At 64.9% G+C, this 23,629-nt stretch carries 22 protein-coding genes; 9 read left to right on the top strand and 13 right to left on the bottom strand.

The window, feature by feature from the left end; translation table 11 throughout:
* Positions 1–14: 14 nt before the first annotated feature.
* From glyA to N551_RS0112525, 5 genes are all read right to left on the bottom strand, one after another.
* Entirely contained in the window at positions 15–1,313 is a 1,299-nt protein-coding gene (glyA, locus tag N551_RS0112505) for a serine hydroxymethyltransferase (protein WP_027567264.1), read from the bottom strand.
* A gap of 243 nt (positions 1,314–1,556) precedes the next feature.
* Positions 1,557–1,778, bottom strand: a complete 222-nt coding sequence (locus tag N551_RS0112510; protein ID WP_007603423.1) for a hypothetical protein — start codon at positions 1,776–1,778, stop codon at positions 1,557–1,559.
* Positions 1,779–1,815: 37 nt separating this feature from the next.
* Entirely contained in the window at positions 1,816–2,052 is a 237-nt protein-coding gene (locus N551_RS0112515; protein WP_027567265.1) for a hypothetical protein, read from the bottom strand.
* A gap of 201 nt (positions 2,053–2,253) precedes the next feature.
* The gene (gene ldtR, locus N551_RS0112520; protein ID WP_007603420.1) at positions 2,254–2,772 is read right to left on the bottom strand and encodes a transcriptional regulator LdtR; all 519 of its coding nucleotides are present in this window, start codon (positions 2,770–2,772) and stop codon (positions 2,254–2,256) included.
* A 406-nt stretch (positions 2,773–3,178) separates the two neighbouring features.
* Positions 3,179–3,676 carry a DUF6163 family protein gene (locus N551_RS0112525; protein ID WP_027518332.1) on the bottom strand — a complete coding sequence of 166 codons (498 nt, stop codon included), beginning with the start codon at positions 3,674–3,676 and terminating at the stop codon, positions 3,179–3,181.
* A gap of 122 nt (positions 3,677–3,798) precedes the next feature.
* Between N551_RS0112525 and hemB the strand changes: the two genes are divergently transcribed.
* The 3 genes from hemB (at position 3,799) to N551_RS0112540 (ending at position 6,661) form a co-directional block, all read left to right on the top strand.
* Complete coding sequence (gene hemB, locus N551_RS0112530; protein ID WP_027567266.1) at positions 3,799–4,860, top strand: porphobilinogen synthase; 1,062 nt, start codon at positions 3,799–3,801, stop codon at positions 4,858–4,860.
* 321 nt (positions 4,861–5,181) lie between these two features.
* Complete coding sequence (locus N551_RS0112535) at positions 5,182–5,721, top strand: RDD family protein (RefSeq protein ID WP_007611123.1); 540 nt, start codon at positions 5,182–5,184, stop codon at positions 5,719–5,721.
* A 163-nt stretch (positions 5,722–5,884) separates the two neighbouring features.
* Positions 5,885–6,661: an arginyltransferase gene (locus N551_RS0112540; protein WP_027567267.1), complete on the top strand. Its 777-nt coding sequence runs from the start codon at positions 5,885–5,887 to the stop codon at positions 6,659–6,661.
* Positions 6,662–6,789: 128 nt separating this feature from the next.
* Here the strand turns inward: N551_RS0112540 and N551_RS0112545 are convergent, their stop codons facing one another.
* On the bottom strand, positions 6,790–8,142 hold the full coding sequence (locus N551_RS0112545; protein WP_027567268.1) for an Nramp family divalent metal transporter: 1,353 nt from the start codon (positions 8,140–8,142) through the stop codon (positions 6,790–6,792).
* Positions 8,143–8,309: 167 nt separating this feature from the next.
* Here N551_RS0112545 and N551_RS0112550 point away from each other — a divergent pair, with 167 nt between their 5' ends.
* On the top strand, positions 8,310–9,554 hold the full coding sequence (locus N551_RS0112550; RefSeq protein ID WP_027567269.1) for an MFS transporter: 1,245 nt from the start codon (positions 8,310–8,312) through the stop codon (positions 9,552–9,554).
* 114 nt (positions 9,555–9,668) lie between these two features.
* On the opposite strand, the gene N551_RS0112555 is transcribed toward N551_RS0112550, so the two are convergent.
* Positions 9,669–10,928, bottom strand: a complete 1,260-nt coding sequence (locus N551_RS0112555; protein WP_027567270.1) for an adenylate/guanylate cyclase domain-containing protein — start codon at positions 10,926–10,928, stop codon at positions 9,669–9,671.
* Positions 10,929–11,112: 184 nt separating this feature from the next.
* Here N551_RS0112555 and N551_RS0112560 point away from each other — a divergent pair, with 184 nt between their 5' ends.
* The gene (locus tag N551_RS0112560; protein WP_027567271.1) at positions 11,113–12,270 is read left to right on the top strand and encodes an MFS transporter; all 1,158 of its coding nucleotides are present in this window, start codon (positions 11,113–11,115) and stop codon (positions 12,268–12,270) included.
* Positions 12,271–12,301: 31 nt separating this feature from the next.
* Positions 12,302–12,493, top strand: a complete 192-nt coding sequence (locus N551_RS0112565; RefSeq protein ID WP_027567272.1) for a hypothetical protein — start codon at positions 12,302–12,304, stop codon at positions 12,491–12,493.
* On the opposite strand, the gene N551_RS0112570 is transcribed toward N551_RS0112565, so the two are convergent.
* The 3 genes from N551_RS0112570 to dmeF all read right to left on the bottom strand — a co-directional run bounded on the left by N551_RS0112570 (position 12,490) and on the right by dmeF (position 15,304).
* Positions 12,490–13,368 (bottom strand): DMT family transporter, encoded by an 879-nt coding sequence (locus N551_RS0112570; RefSeq protein WP_027567273.1) that lies wholly within the window; start codon positions 13,366–13,368, stop codon positions 12,490–12,492. The two genes, N551_RS0112565 and N551_RS0112570, sit on opposite strands and share 4 nt — an antisense overlap.
* Before the next feature lie 83 nt (positions 13,369–13,451).
* A complete protein-coding gene (locus N551_RS0112575) occupies positions 13,452–14,282 on the bottom strand; it encodes an N-acyl homoserine lactonase family protein (RefSeq protein WP_027567274.1) in 831 nt (276 codons plus the stop codon).
* Between the two features lie 71 nt (positions 14,283–14,353).
* Positions 14,354–15,304 carry a CDF family Co(II)/Ni(II) efflux transporter DmeF gene (gene dmeF, locus N551_RS0112580; RefSeq protein WP_027567275.1) on the bottom strand — a complete coding sequence of 317 codons (951 nt, stop codon included), beginning with the start codon at positions 15,302–15,304 and terminating at the stop codon, positions 14,354–14,356.
* A 195-nt stretch (positions 15,305–15,499) separates the two neighbouring features.
* Between dmeF and N551_RS0112585 the strand changes: the two genes are divergently transcribed.
* Positions 15,500–16,318, top strand: coding sequence for a chromate resistance protein ChrB domain-containing protein (locus N551_RS0112585; protein ID WP_027567276.1), 819 nt, complete (start codon positions 15,500–15,502; stop codon positions 16,316–16,318).
* A complete protein-coding gene (gene chrA / locus N551_RS0112590) occupies positions 16,318–17,703 on the top strand; it encodes a chromate efflux transporter (RefSeq protein ID WP_027567277.1) in 1,386 nt (461 codons plus the stop codon). Before N551_RS0112585 ends, chrA begins: the two co-directional genes overlap by 1 nt.
* Before the next feature lie 194 nt (positions 17,704–17,897).
* Here the strand turns inward: chrA and N551_RS36930 are convergent, their stop codons facing one another.
* Positions 17,898–18,086, bottom strand: a complete 189-nt coding sequence (locus tag N551_RS36930; RefSeq protein WP_081747822.1) for a hypothetical protein — start codon at positions 18,084–18,086, stop codon at positions 17,898–17,900.
* A gap of 1,128 nt (positions 18,087–19,214) precedes the next feature.
* Here N551_RS36930 and N551_RS0112595 point away from each other — a divergent pair.
* A complete protein-coding gene (locus tag N551_RS0112595; protein ID WP_027567278.1) occupies positions 19,215–20,429 on the top strand; it encodes a YeeE/YedE family protein in 1,215 nt (404 codons plus the stop codon).
* Between the two features lie 35 nt (positions 20,430–20,464).
* Here N551_RS0112595 and N551_RS0112600 read toward each other — a convergent pair whose 3' ends face one another.
* Entirely contained in the window at positions 20,465–22,009 is a 1,545-nt protein-coding gene (locus N551_RS0112600) for a GMC family oxidoreductase (RefSeq protein ID WP_027567279.1), read from the bottom strand.
* Between the two features lie 4 nt (positions 22,010–22,013).
* Positions 22,014–23,564, bottom strand: a complete 1,551-nt coding sequence (locus N551_RS0112605) for an ABC transporter substrate-binding protein (RefSeq protein ID WP_027567280.1) — start codon at positions 23,562–23,564, stop codon at positions 22,014–22,016.
* Positions 23,565–23,629 lie beyond the last annotated feature (65 nt).

Below are 23,629 nucleotides of genomic sequence, written 5' to 3' on the forward strand. Positions count from 1 at the left end.
GGTTTTCTTGGACCTTACTGATAGATCGGGAAACGGTCGGTGAGCGCCTTGACCCGTTCCTTGATCGCGGCTTCCACCAGCGGCGCCTTGCCGTCGGAGGACTGCGCGATCGCGTTGAGGACCTCGGCGATCATACCGGCGACCTGCTGGAATTCAGCGACTCCGAAGCCGCGGGTGGTTGCCGCAGGCGTGCCCAGCCGAATACCGGAGGTGACAAACGGCGACTCGGGGTCGAAAGGAATACCGTTCTTGTTGCAGGTGACGGCAGCGCGAACCAGCGCCTTCTCCGAGGCGTTGCCCTTCAGGCCCTTCGGCCGGAGGTCAACCAGCATCAGATGGTTATCGGTGCCACCGGAGACAATATCGAACCCGTGGCCCTTCATCGCCTCGGCCAGCGCCTTGGCGTTCTCGACGACGTTCTTGGCATAGACCTTGAAGTCCGGCCGCAGTGCCTCGGCAAATGCGACTGCCTTCGCCGCGATCACATGCATCAGGGGGCCGCCCTGCAGGCCCGGGAAGATCGCCGAGTTGAATTTCTTGGTCAGCGCCTCGTCATTCCACAGCATCAGGCCGCCGCGCGGACCGCGCAGCGATTTGTGGGTCGTGGTGGTGGTGATGTGAGCATGCGGCACCGGCGAGGCATGCACGCCGCCGGCGACGAGACCGGCGAAGTGCGCCATGTCGACCAGGAGATACGCGCCGACGCTGTCCGCGATCTCGCGGAAGCGCTTGAAGTCCCAGGCGCGCGAATAAGCCGAGCCGCCGGCCACGATCAGCTTCGGCTTGACCTCCTCGGCCTGCTTGGCGACGGCGTCCATGTCGATGATCTGGTCCTCGCGGCGCACGGTGTAGTGCGCGGCCTTGAACCACTTGCCGCTCATGTTGACGGGGGAGCCGTGGGTGAGATGGCCGCCGGCCGCAAGATCGAGGCCCATGAAGGTGTCACCGGGCTGAAGCAGCGCCAGAAACACCGCCTGGTTCATCTGGCTGCCGGAGTTCGGCTGCACGTTGGCGAAGTTGGCGCCGAACAGCTTCTTGGCGCGATCGATCGCGAGGTTCTCGGCGACGTCGACCCACTCACAACCGCCGTAGTAGCGCGCGCCCGGATAGCCTTCCGCATATTTGTTGGTCATCACCGAACCCTGCGCTTCCAGCACGGCACGGCTGACGATGTTCTCGGAGGCGATCAGCTCGACCTCGTGACGCTGGCGGCCGAGCTCGCCCTTGATGGCGGCTGCGATTTCCGGGTCAGCCTGCTCGAGCGAGGCGGTGAAAAACGAATCGGGCGCGGAGGCGGTTTTGGCGAAGGTCATCTTGCGAATATCTCCACCGCCGCAGCCTTTTGGCGGGCTACGGGCGGGTCTGGTGTGGCGATCGGAAGCGGCGAGCGCGATCTACCACATCGCCCGCAACAGGCCAAGTAGTTGCGGGTCGGACCTGTGATTTATGCAAGATATGGTGGGATTGGAGGATTTGGACGACGGGGCGGTATCCGGTCGTCCGTGTCCTGAAAGGCTGCTTTGGGCTTGAAAGGCCGCGCGGGTGCGAGCCAGCCCCTACAGCCCGGTATACCCCGCCTTCACGGGATCCACGCTGCCGTCGAGCTGCCGCAGATAGGTGAGGCCGCAAACCGTCAACCTGTGGGTGTCCTTCTCGCCGGCTTCCATCAACGTATTGAGATAGTTGGTGACCTTTTCCCGCGCCTCCGCGCTCGCCGCAGACGTGCGGTTGGCGAGCAAATCGTAGGTATGCATGATCCGGTCGATGGCAGCTTCCATGGCACCCTCTGGTTCTTGCCGCGTTTGGGGGTTGAGATCAGGCAACCGCTTTGGCCTCGGACTGCGCCTCGAAGCTGACGATGGCCTTGTTGGCCAGCCTGATCTTGTTGAATTCGCCGTGCTGGAGCAGCTTGATGACGATCTCGAGCAGGCTTTCGTCGGTGACGAGGGTGTCGCGGATCGCGCCGGAGCGGCGAAGATAGTTCGCGGCGATGGCATAGGCCTCGCTCACGAGTTCCACGTTCATCACCCCCACGCCACGCTCGACCAGCATCGTCAGCCTCCGATCCGGAGGAGATAAGTGCCGAACCGGGAACTCGTTCCATGGAATCGGGGATTTTTTTCGCAACCGCGAAATGGAAAAACGCACCGGTCCGGACACAGCCGGGCCGGCGCGCTTGGGGAAGCTCAGGCACGTTGGGAGGCTTGCCGGTCTTGTTGTGGGCCGGCTTGGCCTTGTCCCGTCGAAAAGAACTCAGAGACGATACAGGATCTGGTCGGTCCAGAACCGTTCGAGGCGGTGCAGCGACTTGTTGAGGGTCGAGAACTCCTCGCCCGAGATGCCACCGACCTGCTCCACCGTCTTGACGTGCTTCTGGTAGAGCGAGTCGACGATGCGGCGGACTTCCTGGCCCTGCGGCGTCAGGCGGATGCGCACCGAGCGGCGATCGACGCGCGAGCGCTGATGATCGAGGAAGCCGAGCTCGACGAGTTTCTTCAGATTGTAGGAGACGTTGGAGCCGAGGTAATAACCGCGCGTGCGCAGTTCGCCGGCGGTCAGCTCCTTGTCGCCGATGTTATAGAGCAAGAGCGCCTGCACCGAGTTGATGTCCGCACGGCCGCGGCGATCGAACTCGTCCTTGATCACGTCGAGCAACCGGCGATGCAGCCGCTCCACCAGAGTCAAAGCTTCCAGATAGAGCGTCTGCACCGAACCCTGCTGGCCGGAGACGCGCTCTGCGGTATCTGCCGCAGTTGCGACGGCTTTCATCATGACACTTCCCCTGTTGTCGTTTTTATCGACACTCATTCGACGAAACTTGTGTCCCGTCTGATAGGTGCAACTTAAGGGGCTCGTTTGAAGATCGGCTTAAATAAGAGAATAAAGAGATCATGAATTTAAGACAGTGAATTGCGGATTAAGCCTGTGCCACAAGCACTTTTCGCAACTCTCTGTTGACTCTCGCAAGGTCCTGTTCACCCTCCGTCCGCCCCGATTGTCGCATTCCAGAACAGCCCCGCCCCGTTTCGAAACGGCCGCGTAAGAGCTGTGGCGGAACACGCTGGTTAGCGAAAACTTACGTCGAATTTTACGCAACCCTCCGTCAACCAAGCGCGACAATCTCCTGTCCCGGACCAGCACAGCGAAGCGGAGCGCAGAGCCGGGACAGGAGAGTTTGCTATGGCGGCCGTTCGCGTGCGGCCATCCAGGCGAGTGCGAGATAGGCCGCCAGCATGAAGGCTTCGACCCCGACCACAATCAGGCTGCCGCCGTAGATGCCCGGGAACATCAGTTCGATCACCGCCATCGACACCACGGTCGTCAGCCACACCACGGCGCCCCAGGGCGTCGCCAGCCACAGCCCGACCGCAGCAACGAGTTCGATCACGGCAAAGTAGATGGTCGAGGCCTGCCAGGCCATCGACTGGTTCTCGAACGCCTCGTCCTCACCGCCGACGAAGCCCGTCACCTGCGCCCAATGGTAGAGACCCTTGAGGATCGAGAGCAGCGCCATCACCCGCAGGAACAGCACGAGCCGGCGCGTCCAGACATTGTCGTCGGACTCAGCTCGCTCCGACGAGATCGCCGCCACCGACATTGCGCTGTCTCTGGCATTGTCTCGGACGGCGTCCCTGGCACTGTCGCGGGCCGCATCGCGGGTGGAGATCTCGGACATGCCCCCTTCTGGCTGCTTTGCCCCGCAAAATCAATCGGCTGCCATCTTTTGCGACAGGTCAAGCCGCGGTGACGGGAACCATGCGAGCTGGTATAAGAATAATTCCAGCCGGAGGAAGAGTGATGGCGATCAAATACGGGCGTCCGATCGAATTGCGCGAGGTCTCGCGCCGGGATGGCACTGGGGCCTTCCCCGTCCTCGATCTGACCGTCCGCCCGCGCCGCAACCGCAAGGCCGAATGGGCCCGGCGCATGGTGCGCGAGAACGTGCTCACGACGGACGATCTGATCTGGCCGCTGTTTCTGATCGACGGCAACAACAAGCGCGAGCAGATCGCCTCAATGCCGGGCGTCGAGCGTCTCAGCGTCGACCAGGCCGTGCGCGACGCCGAGCGGGCGATGAAGCTCACGATCCCGTGCCTCGCGCTGTTTCCCTACACCGACCCATCCCTGCGCGACGAGGACGGCTCGGAAGCCACCAACCCGAACAATCTGGTCTGCCAGGCGGTGCGCGCGATCAAGAAGGAGTTTCCGGAGATTGGCATTCTCTGCGACGTCGCGCTCGATCCCTTCACCAGTCACGGCCATGACGGCCTGATCTCCGACGGCAAGATCCTGAACGACGAGACAGTCGCCGTGCTGGTGCGTCAGGCCCTGGTGCAGGCCGAAGCCGGCTGCGACATCATCGCGCCCTCCGACATGATGGACGGCCGCGTCGCCGCGATCCGCGAGGGTCTGGATCGCACCGGCCTGCTTGACGTGCAGATCATGGCCTATGCCGCAAAATACGCCTCCGCCTTCTACGGCCCGTTCCGCGACGCGATCGGCTCGGCCAAGACGCTCACCGGAGACAAGCGCACCTACCAGATGGACAGCGCCAACACCGACGAGGCGTTGCGCGAGGTCGAGCTCGACATCGCCGAGGGCGCCGACATGGTGATGGTCAAGCCCGGCATGCCCTATCTCGACGTCGTCCGCCGCGTGAAGGACACGTTCGCAATGCCGACCTTCGCCTACCAAGTGTCCGGCGAATACGCGATGATCGCGGCCGCCGCCAACAACGGCTGGCTCGACGGCGACCGCGCCATGATGGAGAGCCTGCTCGCCTTCAAGCGCGCCGGCGCCGACGGTGTGCTGAGTTATTTCGCACCGAAGGCGGCGGAGAAGCTGCGCGCTCAGGGGTAGACCCCAAGGTCGTCCCGGCGAAGGCCGGCACATGTGTCTCTTCATCGTCGTCCTGGCGAAAGCCAGGACCCATACCGCGTGATCTCTCGATTCCGATCGGTCGCAGTACCGACGAGCAATCTTCGCGAAACTTCTCCTTGGGGTAATGGGTCCTGGCTTTCGCCAGGACGACACCGAGGGTGTGCCACCACCACCTCCGCCGCCCCCGAATCGCCGGAATATTTCGGCTTGTTAATCCCGGCGCCCTTGGCACGCGGACGGCCTGTTCCCATGTCCTGCCACGGGAGTCCTGCCACGGGAGTTTCCCTCGGGAGAATGGTCATGTCGTATTCGGACTCGGGCAATGCCTGGCGCAATGACGGTGGGGCGCAGCCGCACGCCTACGATCCCTATCTGCACCCGGAACTGTTCCGCGGCGTTGCGACGCGGCGGGTGTTCGCCTTCTTGATCGACATGGTCGTGATCTCGGTGCCGGTGATCCTCGGCTACCTCTTCATCGCGGTGTTCGGCGTGGTCACGCTCGGCATCGGCTGGGCGCTGTTCTGGCTGGCCTGGCCGGCCTCCGTGATCTGGGCCATCGTCTATTACGGCGCCTGCATCGGCGGTCCGTCGTCCGCGACCATCGGCATGCGCGTGATGGATCTTGAATTGCGCACCTGGTACGGCGCGCCCGGCTATTTCGTGCTCGGGGCCACCCACGCCGTGCTGTTCTGGGTGACCGTCTCGTTCCTGTCGCCTTTCGTCGTCCTGGTCGGCCTCTTCAACGGCCGCAGGCGCTTGCTGCAGGATTTCGTGTTGGGAACGGTCGTGATCAACAATTCCGTTCGTGCGCCGGTGCCTCAAGGCGCCAGGACCTACTGATCAGCGACCTTTCGATCAAGGACCTACTGATCAACCAACCTGGATCAAGAACCTATCAACCTGGACCCGCTATGCTGTCCGATCTGACCTGCCGAGTAGACCGATTGACCGGGGGCTTTCGTAGCGCGATGCTGATGCACATTTTGGAGGCCCACGACGTCCCTTGACCCAGCACTCGCGCGACACCCCACAATTTTACCTCACGGCGCCCTCCCCCTGCCCCTATCTGCCGGGCCGGCACGAGCGCAAGGTGTTTACGCACCTCGTAGGTGAGCGCGCCGGTGACCTCAACGACCTCCTGACCCACGGCGGCTTCCGCCGCAGCCAGTCGATCGCCTACCGTCCCGCCTGCGACCAGTGTCGCGCCTGCGTCTCGGTCCGAGTGATCGCCAACGAGTTCCGCCCCTCCCGCAACTTCCGCAAAGTGATCGCGCGCAACGCCGACATCATCGGCGAGCAGCGCAGCGCGGTGCCGACCTCCGAGCAATATTCGGTGTTCCGCGCCTATCTCGATTCCCGTCACCGCCATGGCGGCATGGCCGACATGACCGTGCTCGACTACGCCATGATGGTCGAGGACAGCCACGTCGAGACCCGCATCATCGAGTACCGTAAGCGTGGTCCCGACAGCGGCATCACCGGCCGCGGCGAGGATCTGATCGCGGTCGCGCTGACCGACGTGCTCAGCGACGGCCTGTCGATGGTCTATTCGTTCTTCGAGCCGGGCGAGGTCAGCCGCTCGATGGGCACCTTCATGATCCTCGACCACATCGCCCGCGCCCGCCGGCAGGGATTGCCTTACGTCTATCTCGGCTACTGGATCGAAGGCTCCAAGAAGATGGACTACAAGGCCCGCTTCCTGCCGCAGCAGCGCCTCGCGCCGTCAGGCTGGCTGCGCATCGACGCGCAAGGCGATGCGACGTCCGAGCCGCAGGATTAGCTCTCCGTCATGCCAGGCGCAGTCGGGGCATCCAGTACGCCACGGCGCTTCGGGTCAATCACAACCGGTCTCTGAAATACTGGACCGCCAGGCTAAACCGGGCGATGACAGCAATCGAGGTGGCGCCCTCACCCGAACAGCGTATCCGCGAGCAGCTTCAGGTTCAAAACCACGATGATGCCGGCAACGATCCAAGCGATCGCCGCGACCCACGCCGGGATTACGAACTTGCCCATCTTGCGGCGGTCCGAGACGAACCGCACCAGCGGGATCACGGCGAAAGGCAGCTGCATCGACAACACGACCTGGCTGAATACCAGCAGATCAGCCGTGCCGCGTTCGCCATAGATCGCGGTGACGACGATCACGGGAATGATCGCGATGCCGCGCGTCAGCAACCGGCGCGCCCAGCTCGGCAGGCGCAAATCGAGAAAGCCTTCCATCACGATCTGGCCGGCAAGCGTCGCCGTCACCGTTGAATTCAGGCCCGAGGCAAGCAGCGCCACTGCGAACAGTGTCGAGGCGATGCCGAGCCCGAGCAGCGGAGACAGCAGCTCGAAGGCCTGGCCGATCTCGGCAACGTCAGAATGGCCGCTCTTGTGGAAGGTTGCGGCAGCCACGACCAGGATCGCGGCGTTGATGAACAGCGCCAGCATCAGGGCGATGGTCGAATCCGTCGTCGCCCATTTGATCGCCTCGCGCCGGCCTTCGTCGTTGCGCTCATAGGCGCGCGTCTGCACGATCGAGGAGTGCAGATAGAGATTATGCGGCATGACGGTCGCACCGATGATGCCGATCGCGATGTAGAGCATCTCGGGGTTGGTGAAGATCTCGGTCTTCGGCACAAATCCCCTCAGCATCTCGGTCACCGGCGGTGCTGCCGCGGCAAGCTGGACGGTGAAACAGACTGCGATCACGACGAGCAGCGCGATGACGAAGGCTTCGAGGAAACGGAAGCCACGATTCATCAAGATGAGCAGCAAAAAGGCATCCAGCGCGGCGATCAGCGCGCCGCCAATCAGGGGAATGCCGAACAGCAGCTTGAGCGCGATCGCGGTGCCGATGACCTCGGCGAGATCGCAGGCGATGATCGCCGCCTCGCAGGCAAGCCAGAGCAGAAAGTTCACGGCCGGCGAATAGGTCCCGCGGCAGGCCTGCGCCAGGTCGCGGTCGGTGACGATGCCGAGCCGTGCCGCCAGTGATTGCAGCAGGATCGCCATCAAATTCGAGAGCAGGATGACCGAGAGCAGCGTGTAGCCGAACTTGGACCCGCCGGCGAGGTCGGTCGCCCAATTGCCGGGGTCCATGTAGCCGACCGAGACCAGATAGCCCGGGCCGACGAAGGCGAGCAGGCGCCGCCACCACACCCCCGCGATGGGAAGGGCGACCGAGGCATTCACCTCGGCAAGGCTCTTGGTCGCAGGCGCATCATTGCGCCAGCCGGCGGCGTCTCGGGTCAGATCGGGAGAGCGAGCATCCATGGAGCGAGAATACCGAAGTCGAGCCTTATTGCAACTCATTTGCAACTGCATCTAGCGGCATCGGTCTCTGGGCGGTCGCTATGTGTCGCCCCTGTCGGGAAGCGGGTGGGTTTGGCCGTTATCCGAGGCGGATACTGGCGCCAACCCGACTTTGCAGGAAATGAGCCATGTCAATTCCCCCGCGCCTCCCCGAGACATTCAACCGCCTCGCCTGGTCGAACCTGGCGGCACAGTCGGCCGAACAGATCGCGCTGGCCGCGGCCCCCATCGTCGCGGTGCTGACGCTCGGCGTCGCCGAGGGCCAGACGGGCCTGCTCCAGACCGCGCTGACCCTGCCCTTCGTCCTGTTCGCGATACCGGCCGGCCTGCTGGCCGACCGCATCTCCCGCCGTTCGCTGATGGCGGGCGCCGAGGCGCTGCGGGCCGCGGCCCTTGCAGCGATCGTGCTGCTGCTCGCGCTCGGCGCGCTCAATCTGCCGCTGCTGGCGCTGCTCGGCTTTGCCGCCGTGTGCGGCACCGTCGTCTACAGCGTGGCCGCGCCGGCGCTGGTGCCCTCCCTGGTGAGTTCGGACCTGTTGCCGGCAGCCAATGCGCGGATCGAGCTCGCACGCACCATCGCCTTCGCCAGCGGCCCTGCGCTCGGCGGCGTGCTGGTCGGGTGGTGGGGCGCGAGCCCGGCCTTCGGCTTTGCGGCCGCGCTGTCCGCGATCGCCGTCGTGCTGCTCTCCGGCATCTACGAGCCCGACCGCACGCCGGCCCCACGACGGCATCCGTTCCAGGACATCCGCGAGGGCGCGGCCTTCGTGTTTCATCATCCGCTGCTCCGGCCGGTGTTCATCACCCAGTTCATCTTCAACACCGGATGGTTTCTGCAGATCGCGGTGTTCGTGCCCTACGCCGTACGTCACCTCGGCCTGACCGCTGCCGGCATCGGCACCGTGCTGACGATGTACGGTGTCGGCATGGTGATCGGCGCGCTGTTCGCCACGCGCGTGATGAAGCGCATCGCGTTCGGCACGGTCGTCGGCCTCGGCCCCGTCACCGGCTTCGTCGCGGCGGTGGTGATGGCGCTGACGGTGCTGGTCCCCTCGCCCTGGCTTGCGGCCTTGAGCTTCTTCCTGCTCGGCGTCGGGCCGATCCTGTGGGTGATCTCGACCACGACGTTGCGTCAATCGGTAACGCCGCCGCGCCTGCTCGGCCGCGTCTCCGCCATCAACATCATGAGCTACGGCGCCCGCCCGGTCGGCTCGGCGCTGGGTGCGGTCGTCGGCGGCCTCTGGAGCGCGGAAGCGTGCCTCTATCTCGCCGCCGCCGTATTCGGCGTGCAGGCGCTGGTGATCTGGCTCTCGCCCGCCGTGGCGCTGGACCGGCAGCCGGACATGGTGGCCGATGAGGTGGCGGCGCGGTGTTAGCTGCACCGTCATTGCGAGCGAAGCGAAGCAATCCAGAATCCGTCCGCGGAGACAGTCTGGATTGCTTCGTTGCAAGAGCTCCTCGCAATGACGGAGTATGTTGAAGCAGCCAGCCTAGCCCGCCAGATACCGCTCGTAGCTCCCCGTCACCGGCTCGCTCGCGTCCACCTCCGGATCGAGCGTGTAGAGATCCTGCGCGCGGCCAATGCCACGCAGCGCATAGCGGCCGGTGGAGACGAGGTAGCGGCGGCCGGTGGCGTCGAGGCCCTTGTAGAATTCCGCCGAGGCCAGCAGCTCGCGATCGACCGAACGGCTCATCGAGGCGATGCGACTGACCTCGTTCACGGTTGGACCGACCACGGTGAAGTCGAGCCGGTCCTCGCTGCCGATATTGCCGTAGAAGACCTCGCCGACATGCAGGCCGATATAGGCGGACGTGGTGGGACGGCCCTCGGCCCCCCGCCTCAGGTTCAGCGCAGCGACGTTCTTGCGGAATAAATGCTCGGCGCGCAGCGCCGCGCGCCGGGCATGCGCCATGTCCTCGCCGGTGAACATCGCGAGCACGCCGTCGCCGATCAGCTTCAAGACGTCGCCACCGGCATCGTGGATCGCGTCGATCACGGCCTGCGCATAATCGTTAAGGAACGGGATGATCTCGTCGGGGCCAATGCTCTCGCTGATTCCGGTCGAGCCGCGCAGATCCGAATACCACAGCACGGCGTTGATGCGCTCGGTGACGCCGCGCGAGATACGTCCGCTCAAGACCTGCTCTGACGCATCGCGTCCGAGATAGACGCGGCCGAGCGTGCGCGCGATGTCGACCTGCTGCGCCGACTTGATCGCGAGCCCCAGCACCGGCACGAGATCGCGCAGCGCCGCGAGCTCGCCTTCGGCGAAGCCGCTGTCGCGTCGCGTTGTCCAGGAGGAGTAGAGGCAGTCCATCTGCCCGAGCGCTCCAGTCTCCCCGAAGCGGTGCACAAAGGCCAGGAAATGGCGGTGACCCGTTTCGGCGAGCTCGCCGATTTGCGAGAAATCGAGCGTGGGCGCGTCGGCGAGATCGATAACCATTTCGTCGTGACCATGCTCGAGCAAATGATAGAACACCGACCGGCGCCAATTGTTGGCCGCGTCGCCCTCGGCCGTCGAGCCGTATTCGACGACGTCGCTCTCGTTGGTCGGCGTATCGCTCCAGCGGAAGGCGCGCCCCTCGTAGATAGGGTGCAGCGTATCGATGACGACAAGCCCACGCGAGAGTTCCAGCCCCTCGGCGCGGCAGCGCTCGCAGAAGCCGCGCAGCAGTTCGGGTTCGGGCAGGCCGGTGAGCCCCTGGCCGGCCAACCAGTTCATCAGCGCAACGCGCGAGGTCAATTGCATGCGCCATTATGCCGTGCATTCGTGACGAGCGAAAGGCGGCGCGCGGACCTTGCGTCGCCAAGGCTCCTGCTCACGGCCAGGCTCCCGCCCGCGGCAGGTCGCATATGTCGCGGACGCTGTTGACGCGCTCCCGCCTCGGGCCGCAAATGCGAATGATGACACCGCCGATCAGAAATTCGGGGATATGAGCCAGCGCCAGCTTCCGATCATCCTGGCGCTCGGTACCACGCAGACCCTGGCCTGGGCCTCGAGCTACTATCTGCCGGCGCTGCTCGCCGATCCCATGGCGCGCGATCTCGGCATCTCCTCCAACTGGGTGTTTGGCGCGTTCTCGGCCTCGCTGGTGATTTCGGCGCTGCTCGGGCCGCGCATCGGGCGACAGATCGATCTGGTCGGCGGCCGGCAGGTCCTCTCGGTGTCGAACCTGACGATCGCCGCCGGCCTCGTTCTGCTCGGCCTCTCGCAATCGGTGGCGGTGATGGCAATCGCCTGGCTCGTGCTCGGCGTCGGCATGGCGATGGGGCTTTACGACGCCGCCTTCGCCGCGCTCGGCCGCATCTACGGCACCGAGGCCCGCAAGCCGATCACCGGCATCACGCTGATGGCGGGCTTTGCATCAACCGTCGGCTGGCCGCTCACCGCCTGGGGCCTCGCCCATATCGGCTGGCGCGACACCTGCTTTGCCTGGGCCGCGGCCAATATCCTGATCGGCCTGCCGCTCAACTTCTTCTTGCTGCCGACGATCAAGGGCGCCAGGCAGGCTGCGGCGACAGCGGTGAAGCCGCATCTGCCGGTCGACCGCACCATGGTGCTGCTCGCCTTCATCTTTGCGGCAGTCTGGACCGTCACCGGCGCGATGGCCGCGCATTTCCCGCGCATCCTGGAGACCACAGGCGCGACGCCGGTCGAGGCGATCGCGGCCGGTGCGCTGATCGGCCCCGCACAAGTCGCCGCGCGGGTTCTGGAGGCAGGCTTCCTCAGCCGCTTTCATCCGCTGTGGTCGACGCGGCTCGCCTGCCTCACCCACCCGATCGGCGCCGTGGTCGTTGCGATCTTCGGCGGCGCCGCGGCCAGTGCGTTTGCGCTGTTCCACGGCTCCGGCAACGGCATCCTGACCATCGCGCGCGGCACGCTGCCGCTGTCGATCTTCGGCCCCAAGGATTTCGGCTATCGCCTCGGCATCATCGGCGCGCCGGCACGGATGGCGCAAGCCGTGGCGCCGCTGGCCTTTGGCCTGCTCATCGACGTCATGGGCGCCAAGGTGCTGATCGTCTCATCCGCGCTCAGCCTCTCGGCGCTGGCCGCGCTGTTCATGATCCGCGCGCAACCACGGCCGGATTGACCGGGCCGGAGCTTTCGCGCACAAGCGAAGCATGACCGAAGACACGCGCCCGCCCCGCACATTCAAAGGCCTCCTGCGCTGGGCGACCACGCCGCCACAGGCCTGGGGTGTCTATCTCCTCGCCATCATCCTGGTCTGGCTGATCTCCTTCTACGCCGGCTCGCTGAAGCCGAAGAAGGCGCCGGAAGCGAGCCCGCCCGCCGTGACCGCACCGCGCAACTAGGCCGGCTTCGTTTCGCCGGTCGCGATCCAGATGCCGGCGAACACGGCGACCAGCCCGATCAGGAGGTTGGGCGTGATCGGCTCGCCGATCAGCAGCGCGGCCAGCAAGGTGGCGGCGATCGGGTTGACCGTCATCGTATTGGCGACCCGGGTCGGCGTTGCCCGCGCCAGCGCCATGACCCAGAGGATGAAGGCGAGCGCACCGCCGCCGATGCCGAGATAGACGCCGGCAATCCACTGCCCCATCGTGAAATGATCAAGCGCTGCAAAGCTGCCCTTCACGAAACCCGCGAGCACCAGCACGGCGGCGCCCGCGCCCATGCCGACCGTGAGAAAACCGAGCGGGCTGGAGCGCTGCATCAGCGGCCGCGACAGCACGTTGTAGAACGCCATGCAGAACACGGCACCGCTCATGATCAGCTCGCCGCGCCAGGCGCCCGGCGGGCTTTGCGCCAAGCCCGCCGCCAGCGCCGCCGCCACGCCGAGCACGGCGATGCCGACACCAATGATCTTGCGCGCCGTCAGCCGCTCGACGCCGAGCATGGCGCCGACCACCATGGTGTGGAGCGGCAGCGTCGCAAGCGCGAGACTGGCGCGCGCGGCGGTCGTGTAGGAGACCGCGATGTTGTAGAGGATGAAGAACAGGCCGAAAAAGCAGATGCCGAGCAGCGCCACGGCCGGCCAGTCGGACCGCTGCGGCCAGCGCACGCCGAACAGAACCGCGCACGGCAGGAGGCAGAGAAAGCCGATCCCCCAGCGCAGGATCGCGAGCAGGATCGGATCGGCGCCGCCGACCAGATAGCGGGTGATCGCCGCGGCAGTGCCGCCAAGGCTGCTCGACGCCAGCGCGATCGCAACCCCGGCCCACTCACCCACAATCGTCTCCCGTTGCGGAGCTTGTTGAGGGCGCTAGCACGCCCCTGCTGCCACCGTAGTGGCAACAGGGGCGTCGCGGGAAGCTAGTCGTAAAACTCAGGCGCCATCTTCTGGCTGTCGCGCTGGACCTTGTCGTGGTTGATCCAGAGCTGCGCCTTCTCCTTACTGAGCGTGTCGGCGATCTTCTGCATCGAGGCCGCGCTCTGGTCCTTGTTGGCGTTCATGCTGGGCACGCGGCGGTTGTCCCAATTGTCCTTGAAATGCACGGCGTCGCCCGACAGTACGACGGCGCCGGTCTTCGGCAGCTTCACCAGCAGCGATTGATGTCCCGGCGTATGGCCGGGCGTCGACAGGATGGTCACGCTGCCGTCGCCGAACACATCCTTGTCGCCCGCAAGCAGCTCGACCGGGTGCGAGGGCTTGAATCGCGGCTCGTTGTTGGCGCCGGGCCAGTCATACTCGGCCTTCTGCACGTAGAGCGTGGCCTGCGGGAATAGCTCGACATTGCCGGTGTGGTCGGGATGGGTGTGCGAGACGGCCATCATCTTGACGTCACCGGGCTTGAGGCCGAGCTGTTCGAGCTGGGCGGCAAGCGTCTTCGGCCGGCGCCAGGTCACGGCCTTGGGATCGGCGGGCGTAAGGCCGTTCGGCATCGCGGCGACTGCGTCGGCGATGCCGGTGTCCCACAGGAACCAGCCCTTGGCGTGCTTGACGAGATAGCAGCTGTCGACGAAGTCCATCGTCTTGCCCTCGTTGAGGCCGGGCGTCCAGCGCGAGATGTCGCCGGCGGTGCCCTCCCCGCAATTGAGCACGTAGAGCTTTTCGACACCGGTCTTTTCCGATTGCGCCAGCGCCGCATGGCCGCACAGAGCAAGCGCGGCGACGGCGAGAGCGAGCGTGATCCTTGGCGTCATTCGTTCCTCCCTTGCAGCCATTGTCGGCTGTGACCGAGGGTCAACCCCGGCCCGTTCGCAGAATTCCCGCCTCAATGCGGGCAGGTCTCGACCTCGACCGTGACGTGGCTCAACCCCCTCAACCCGGCGAGCCGCCTCTTGTAGACGGCCGGCTGCTTCGGTTGGTCCGACACCACCGAGACCAGCACAGCGCAATGGCCGGGGCCGACCTGCCACAGATGCAGATCGGTGACGCGGTCGTCGCCGATCTCCATGCGCGCCCGGATCACGCGCTCCAGCTTCTCGTCGGCGCGGACGTCGAGCAGCACCGCGCCTGATGTCTTGATCAGACCGAACGCCCAGCTTGCGATCACGGCACTGCCGATCAGGCCGACCGCCGGATCGGCCCAGGCCCATCCCGAATACATGGCGACCACGAGCGCGGCGATCGCCAGCACCGAGGTCGCCGCGTCCGCCATGACGTGGACATAGGCCGCGCGGAGATTGTTGTCGTGATGATGGTGGTGGTGATCATGGTCATGATCGTCGTGATCATCATGCGCATGGCCGTGATGGTGATGACCATGGTTATCGCGGAGCAGCCAGGCACTGGCGAGATTGACGCACAGGCCGAGGGCAGCGACTACGATGGCCTCGCCATAGACGATCGGCACCGGATTGATCAGCCGCAGCACGCTCTCATAGGCGATCTCGACCGCGATCAGGCCGAGGATGATCGCGCTGGCGAAGGCGGCAAGATCGCCGAACTTGCCGGTCCCGAAGCTGAAATGCGAGCTCCCCAGATGTCGTCGCGCAAAGCGATACGCGAACGCGGCAATCCCCAGCGCCGCCGCATGCGTTCCCATGTGCCAGCCGTCGGCGAGCAGCGCCATCGAGCCGAACAGCGTGCCCGCGACGATCTCGCCGACCATCATGACCAGCGTCAGGATGACGACGAGCCAGGTACGCCGCTCGTTCTCGTCGTGCTTGTCGCCCAGAAAGGCGTGGTCATGGGTCCATTGTTCGATGGAATGGGAATGCATCGCGAAGTCTCCGAAAGGCCCGGGCCGTTAACCCCTAATATAGACCTGCGAGTCTTCTGGGCAAAATCCCCGGAATGAGCCGATTGACAGGTAGGTGCCGTTTCGGTGTAATGAAGGTCATGGGGATTTGAGCGATCTCCCCACGAGGCGACATGCCCAAGTATCGCGTCCCGTTGTTTTTCACGAGGGCGCATCATGTCTTCCTACACGACGATATCATCTGACAAACTGGCACGGTTGATCGGCACGGCAAACGCCCCTGCCCTGATCGACGTGCGCACCGACGAGGATTTTGCCGCCGACCGGCGGCTGATCCCAGGTTCGATCAAGCTCAGCCACGACAATGTTCCGGAATGGGGTGCCGAATTCGCCGGCCGCACCGCCATCGTCTCCTGCCTGCGCGGCGCAAAGCTGGCGCAGGGCACGGCGGCCTGGCTCAGGCAGCTTGGGGTCCAGGCCGAGACGCTGGAAGGCGGATTCGAGGGCTGGAAGGACGCAAAGCTGCCGCTGCTCGATACCCGCAAGCTGCCGCCGCGCGACGCCAAGGGACGCACCGTCTGGGTGACGCGGGCGCGGCCCAAGGTCGACCGCATTGCCTGCCCCTGGCTGATCCGACGCTTCGTCGATCCCAATGCGGTGTTCCTGTTCGTGGCGCCTTCGGAAGTGGTGGCCGTCGGGCAACGCTTCAACGCAGCCCCGTTCGACATCGAGAACGTGTTCTGGAGCCACCGTGGTGAGCTCTGCACCTTCGACGTGATGATCGAGGAGTTTGGGATTGCCGCGCCGGCGCTGCTTCGGCTCGCAACGCTGGTGCGCGGCGCCGACACCGGGCGGCCCGACCTCGCGCCGGAGGCCCCCGGCCTGCTCGCAGCTTCGCTCGGGCTGTCGCGGATGTATGATGACGACCTCGAACAGCTCGAGGCCGGCATGCTGCTCTACGACGCCTTCTATCGCTGGTGCCGTGACGCCACGTCCGAGACCCACAACTGGCCGACCAACAAGGCGAAGGCTTGATGGATACCCGTACGATCGAAGCAGGAGCTGATGCCGGTCACGGCGTCAGCTTCAGCGAAGCCTTTCGCGTCTGGCTCCGCGTCGCCTGCCTGAGTTTTGGCGGGCCCGCGGGCCAGATCGCGGTCATGCACCGCATCCTGGTCGAGGAGAAGAACTGGATCTCGGAAGCCCGTTTCCTCCACGCCCTGAACTACTGCATGCTGCTGCCGGGCCCGGAGGCGCAGCAGCTTGCGACCTATGTCGGCTGGCTGATGCATCGCACCGCCGGCGGGCTGATGGCGGGCGGGCTGTTCATTCTGCCCGGCATCATTGCCATCATGGGCCTGAGTTACGTCTACGCCGCCTACGGCAATGTCAGCTTCGTCGAGGCTCTGTTCTTCGGCCTGAAGGCCGCCGTGCTCGCCATCGTCGTCGAGGCCGTGGTGCGCGTCGGCAAGCGGGCATTGAAGAACCGCATCATGATCGCGCTTGCCGCGATCGCCTTCGTCGCGATTTTCTTCTTCGCGATCCCCTTCCCGGTCATCATCATCGCCGCCGGAATCATCGGATATATCGGCGCCAAACAGGGCCGTCCGGAATTCGCGCCGGCCGGTCACGGCCCTGCCGGCAGCAGCGCCGTGATCGACAGCATGCTCGGCGACGCCGTGCCCGAGCATGTCCGCCCCAACACCGTCCGCACGATTCGCGTGGGCGTGTTGTGGCTTGCGCTGTGGCTGGTGCCGGTGATCGCGCTGTTGCTCGCTGTTGGACAAGACAATGTCTTCACTCACATCGCGCTGTTCTTCTCGAAAATGGCGATGGTCACCTTCGGCGGCGCCTATGCGGTGCTGGCCTATGTCGCCCAGCAGGCGGTCGAGCACTATCACTGGCTCAAGCCGCACGAGATGCTCGACGGTCTCGGTATGGCCGAGACCACGCCCGGCCCTTTGATCATGGTGCTCCAGTTCGTGGGCTTCATGGCCGCCTACCGCGACGCCAGCGGGCTGTCGCCGATGCTCGCGGCCACGCTCGGCGGGCTGCTCGCGACCTGGGTCACCTTCACGCCCTGCTTCCTCTGGATTTTCGTCGGTGCCCCCTACGTCGAACGGCTGCGCGGCAACAAGGGTCTCGGCGGTGCGCTCAGTGCGATCACGGCTGCCGTCGTCGGCGTGATCCTCAACCTCTCGATCTGGTTCGCGCTGCACACGCTGTTCCGTGAGACCGTGCCGGTGCACAGCTTCCCGTTTGCCTTCGACATGCCGGTGCTGACCAGCGTCGATCTCTCCGCGCTCGTGCTGTCGATCGCGGCGGCAACCGCGATCTTCCGGTTCAAGCTCGGCATGCTCACGGTGCTCGCCGGCAGCTGCGTTGCGGGCGTGGCGCTAAGGTTGGCGGGGGTGATTTAGAATATGGACTAATTGGTTCGTCACGTCCGGTTTGCCAATGGAAGGCGTCACTAAGCCGTCAGGGTTGCATGGCGAACCTCAGACATCCTCGCCCGAGCCAGTGGGCCAGTTGGTCATCTCAGCTAGCTATGGGGTCCCGGTTCGCCCGCTTGAGGTCATCCACGGAAACGCAGCGCCGGATCTGCCGCATACATTCACCCTTTTTGCTTCTCTTTTGCGCTTCTTCCATCGGAGCTTTCAGAACGTTCTTCGAAGCGATCAGCGCCCTTAGCTAAATCGTGTCCCGTCTTGCTCTCGTTTTTCGCTTCTTCCTTAGCAGTCGCCTCGCGCAAGCCTTCAGCGGCCCGTTCCCCAGCTTTTGATGATTTTCGTTTGTCATCCATGTGAAGCACCTTCCCTGATAGACAACACGCTTCTCCAGGAATACTCCGTGTCTATCCCAGCTAAGCCGTACAAACTTCAATCAGATCGCTTCGAGATTGTTCCAGTTCGGTTGAAGCTGGTGCGTCTACTGGCGTAAGCCGACGTCAGACGAGCCGCGCGATCCATGTCCGAGTGGATCAGGAGCTTCTTTTCGCTTTCGGTCATAACGTTGTCCTATCAGGTGCCGGGTCGCCGAAGTTGCGCTGAAAAGCCTACGCCACACCGCCTCTCAAGCCCTCGCAAAACATTCTACTTTACCGAAATTCGGATTCGACGTACCAACGACATACCCCGGCCCGAGACAAGGGGCGGATCGCGATCGTCACGACCGCGGGCTGGGCAGCGACGGCGTCGGGCGCGGCGAGCCTTGCAGGGCGGGAAACCGTGAGCACAGGCTTTCGCGTCTACGACACGATGCCGCCAGCGCCTTGGCATGCTTCGGGTGTGAGCACACGCCAGCACTCGAAGTCCCAGCGAGGACGTGCGCGGACGAACAAGTCGTTTGGTCCTGACGCCCGGGGTCTGTGCGTCAAGTCCTGCGGTGATGTGGCGGCCCGACCGGGCGCGCGCATCAGTCATCTGCAAGGCGACGGGGGCAATAGTGCATCGCTCCCCGGGGGGAGCACGAAGGACACGTTAAAACCATTGCGCCGGGAAGGCCGGGCGATCCGGCGAACCTGTGATCCACCCCGTGTGCATTTCTATCGCCCACGGATCTGCGGGTGCCAGCCGGCGCCCGGCCTTCCCTGCGCCCTTGTCTCAACGAGGGCAATGCGACGACGCAAAACTCGGGCAGAACGCGCCGCGAGATCGCGAAGGCGTGTCCGCTGTTCGACACGTATAACCGAGCGGTGGCTGGGTGAACCTCACCCTCGATGTCCTCGCCCGGCTTGACCGGGCGACCCAGTACTCCGAGACGATCGTGATTGAGAAGAGAAGCCGCGGCGTACTGGATGCCCCGGTCGAGCCGGGGCATGACAGCCGTTTCCTAGCGCTATCGCATCAGTTCCAAGGTGGAAAGATTGGAACGGGGAGAATTCGCCCCGGTTAGCTCTCACTGCGAGGAAATCCGCTTTTTTGGATGAGCCATGACCGATCTATCTATCGATGCGCGGCTGCTTGCCCCTGACAATGACCGGCACGGCGCCAATCTCACGGTCGTTGCTGTCGCGGCGGCGATTCTTCTGGCGGGCGCCGCGGCCTTGTCGGGCACGATTTCCTGGCAGCAGGGATTGTTGTTTCTTCTCGGAGGTGCACTTGGCCTGACGCTTTACCATGCGCTGTTCGGGTTCACCTCGGCCTGGCGCGTCTTCATTGTCGCGCGACGAGGCGCCGGCCTCCGTGCGCAAATGATCATGCTGGCGCTGGCAACCGCCCTCTTCTTTCCGGCCCTGGCGCAAGGCACGCTGTTCGGCGTTGCCGTGCATGGCGAGCTCGGCGCGGTGGGCGTGGGCATGCTGACCGGGGCGTTTCTGTTCGGCCTTGGAATGCAGCTTGGCGGCGGCTGCGCGTCGGGAACGCTTTATACCGCCGGCGGCGGCAACACCCGCATGCTGGTGACACTGGCGGCCTTCATCGCCGGATCGACGCTCGGTGCATTGCATCTGCCGTGGTGGAGCGCGCTGCCGAACATCGGCGCGGTCTCGTTGGTCGAACGGCTCGGCTGGCTGCCGGCGCTCGTGCTCTGCTGGGCCGTCATGGCTGCGATCTACCTCATCACGCTCAGGGCTGAGATCGGCCGGCACGGCCAACTTGAGCCGGGAGCGCAGACGAAGCTGCGCGGCGCGCGCCGCTTCATGCAGGGGCCGTGGCCGCTCCTGTGGGGCGCGATCCTGCTCGCGATCGGAAATTTCGCCACGCTGTATCTCGCGGGACGTCCCTGGGGCATCACCTCCGCTTTCGCGCTCTGGGGATCGAAGATCCTGATGAGCCTCGGCGTCGACGTCGCGTCTTGGCCCTATTGGCAGGGCGCTCGGGCGGCCTCGCTGCACCAAAGTATCTTCGCCGACATCACGTCCGTCATGGATTTCGGCATCATCCTGGGAGCGTTGCTGGCCGCAGGCCTCGCCGGCAAATTCCATCCGACATGGCGCATCTCCGCATCCTCGCTCCTCGCCGCCATCATCGGCGGCCTGCTTCTCGGGTATGGCGCCCGGCTCGCCTATGGCTGCAATATCGGCGCTTATTTCAGCGGGATCGCATCGGGCAGCCTGCACGGCTGGTGCTGGCTGGTCGCGGCTTTCGTTGGCAACATTCTGGGAACACAGCTCCGACCGCTGTTCGGCCTGGCCGTCGAGCGGTAGGTCTTCGTCCGCACGCCGGCGATCGATGCTGCCGTCTAACGCATCATCATCCGCGCGATCGCCTCGCCGATCACCACCGTCGTGAAGTGGGTGTTAGCCCGGCAATCCGACGGCATGATCGAGGCGTCGGCGACGCGCAGGCCCGCGATACCCTTCACCGTGCCGTCAGGGTTGACCACGCCGTGGGCGTCGTTCACTCCGGTCATGCGGCAACTGCCGGCGGCGTGTTGGATGTCGCCGGTCTCACGGCGCAGCAGCGCTTCGAGCTCGTGATCGGGCAAAGCAGCAGCTTGCGGCAGCGTCAAATCCGTGTCGGCGAGCCGGATCCAGTCCGTGATGCCCGATAGCGTCGGCTGGGCGGTGATCACGGCCAGCCGCCTCACCGCATCCATCATGCGTAACATGTCGCGGGGATCGGCCAGCATGTTCTCCTCGACAACAGGATCGATCGCGGGGTCGGTCGAGGCCAGCTTGAGCGTGCCACGCGAATACGCGTTGAACAGCCCGGCGCCGATCGCGCCCGGCACGCCGATGCCGCGGTGGTTGAAGGCGATCAGGATCATGTCGCGCTTGCCGCCGTCGGCGAGGCCTGACGAATAGGTCACGCAGCAATTGGTGTGGCGGGTGTCGGGATCTGTGGGCCGCAGATTTTCCTGGAGCTGGATCGTGGCGCGAAACAGCGGGTGGTCGAAGAAGTGCTTGCCGACCGGCAGGTCGCGCTCGACCGCGGTCCCCATCGCCTTCAGCTCATCCGCGGGTCCAATGCCCGAGCGCAGCAGGATTGCCGGACTGTGGATGGCGCCGGCGCACAGCACGATCTGGCGCGCGCTGATCTCGCTGGTGCCCTGCCCCTCGATGTGAACGCGAAGGCCGGTCGCCCGCCCGTCGCTGATCAGCACGCGATCGACCAGCGCATGCCCGCGAATTTCCAGATTGGCGCGGCCGCGCGCGGGCTCCAGATAACCCTCGTTGGTGGTGATGCGGCGGCTGTCGCGGCTGTTGATGGGATAGCAGGCGACGCCCTCGCCGTCCGGGCCGTTGACGTCGGCGCACCAGGGATAGCCGCTCGCCAGCGCCGCATCGCGCAAGCCGCGATCGATCGGTCCCCATTTGTCCGGCGGCGCGCGATAGACCGGCAGCGGTCCGCCGCGTCCGTGGCAGGCCTCGTCGCCGAATTCCAGATCATCCTCGATCACCGAGAACAACGGCATCACGTCCTTGGCGGACCAGCCGGTGCAGCCATTGGCGGCCCATTCGTCGAAGGCATCGGCGACACCGCGGATGGCGATCTGCCCGTTCATCATCGACGAACCGCCGAGCCCCTTGCCGCGCCAGTAGAAACGCGGCTCCTGGCCGGCCACGCGGCGCGTCAGAAGATCCGGCCATTGCCATTTCTCCTGGTACTCGCGCTTGTGGATGATCGGGATGGGATTCGGCGTCATCACCTCCCAGGGTGCCTCGTCGGCGCGCCAGTCCAGGCCCGCCTCGAGCAGCAGGACGCGCCGGGCGGGATCTTCCGAGAGCCGTGCCGCAACAGCGGCGCCGGCGGAGCCGCCGCCGACAACAATGACATCGTACATCGCGCTACTTCTCAACGTTCCAGAACACCGGGATGGCGGACGGTATCAGACCGCGCAAGGTCGCGCGAGAGGCGGCGGGCTGGGCGAATTGGCCCCACGGTATCGCGGGTGCCTGATCGTACATGACGGTCTGGATCTCGCCTGCGATCTTCTTGCGATCCTCCTCGGCGGGCGCCTTGGCAAAGGCCTCCATCAGCGGCGTGATGCGCGCATCGCATTGCCAGCCGGTGAAATCGGCGCAGTTGAAGGCGACCATGACGTTGGTCAGCGGCGAGCCGAGGTCGAAGCCGCCGGCGTGAACGCCATAGACGCTCCAGCCCTCCTTCTTGGCGCGGCGCGCCAGCACGCTCGCCCAGTCCATCACCTGGAGGTCGACGTTGAAGCCGGCCTGTTTCAGCCGCTCGGCCAGCACCTGCGCCGAGACGCGCGGGGCTTCGAGATCGTTGGCCTCCATCACGACGACAGGCTCGCCGGCATATTTCGTCGCCTTCAGTGCGACCTTCGCCGTTTCGATCGACGGCTTGGCGGCGGCTTCGGTCCCGGCCTTGCTGTCATAGGTGGTGCCGCAGGTGAAGTATGTCGCGCAAGGCGTGGCGTATTTGGCGTCCAGGCCGAGTGCGTCCAGCACCTCGCGCTGATCGACCAGCTTCCACAGCACGCGGCGAATTTCTGGATCGTCGAACGGCTTGGATGCGGCATTGAGGCGATAGGCGCCCGCGAACATGTTGCCGCCAGTGAAATTGACCAGTTTGACCCGTGAGTTCTTCTCCATGGTCGGCAGCAGATCGAACGGCGCGTATTGCATGAAATCGACTTCGCCGGCCTGCAGCGCGGAGGCTGCGGTCGCGCCATCCGGGATGACACGGATCTCGAGCGTGTCGATGTTGACGCGCTTGCCGCCGGCGAGGAAGTCGGCGGGCTCGGGCCGCGGCACGTAGTCGGCGAACTTCTTCAGGATCATGCGATCGCCGGTGCGGTGATCGGCCTTGCTGTAGACGAACGGGCCCGAGCCGACGATCTCGGTGATGCGCTGGTCGCCGGGCGTTTTGGCAATGCGCTCGGGCATCATGAAGGCGACCGGACTGACGGGATTGCCGAGCGCGTCGATGACGAGACCGGACGGCTCCTTCAGCGTCAGCACGAAGGTTTTTGCGTCGGTCGGCTCGAGCGAGGCCGTGATTGCGAAGATGCGGCGGCCGAGCGCACTGCGGGTGCCCCAGCGGCGCAGCGAGGCGACGCAATCGGCGGCCGTGACCGGTTGGCCGTCATGCCACTTCAAACCGTCGCGCAGCGTGAAACTGTAGGTCAGGCCATCGGCCGAGACTTTCCAGTCCTGCACCATCTGCGGCTTGATCTCGCCTTTGGAATCCTTCGCAAACAGCGTGTCGAACACCATGTAGCCAAACGTGCGCGAAATATAGGCGGTCGAGAAATGCGGATCGAGCGTGACGATCTCCGCCTCGAGCACCGCGACGAGATTGCCTGCGGCATGCGCGGGCGGCGCGGTCAGCGCCAAGGCGAACAGCGCCGGAATGAAAGCCTTCAGTTTGGACATGGAATGGATTTGCCTTTTAACGGAGACGTTAAAGTCGCCAGACAAAAAGCAATGTTCATGCCCGG

The organism is Bradyrhizobium sp. URHA0013 (assembly GCF_000518345.1).
Taxonomy (GTDB): Bacteria; Pseudomonadota; Alphaproteobacteria; order Rhizobiales; family Xanthobacteraceae; genus Bradyrhizobium.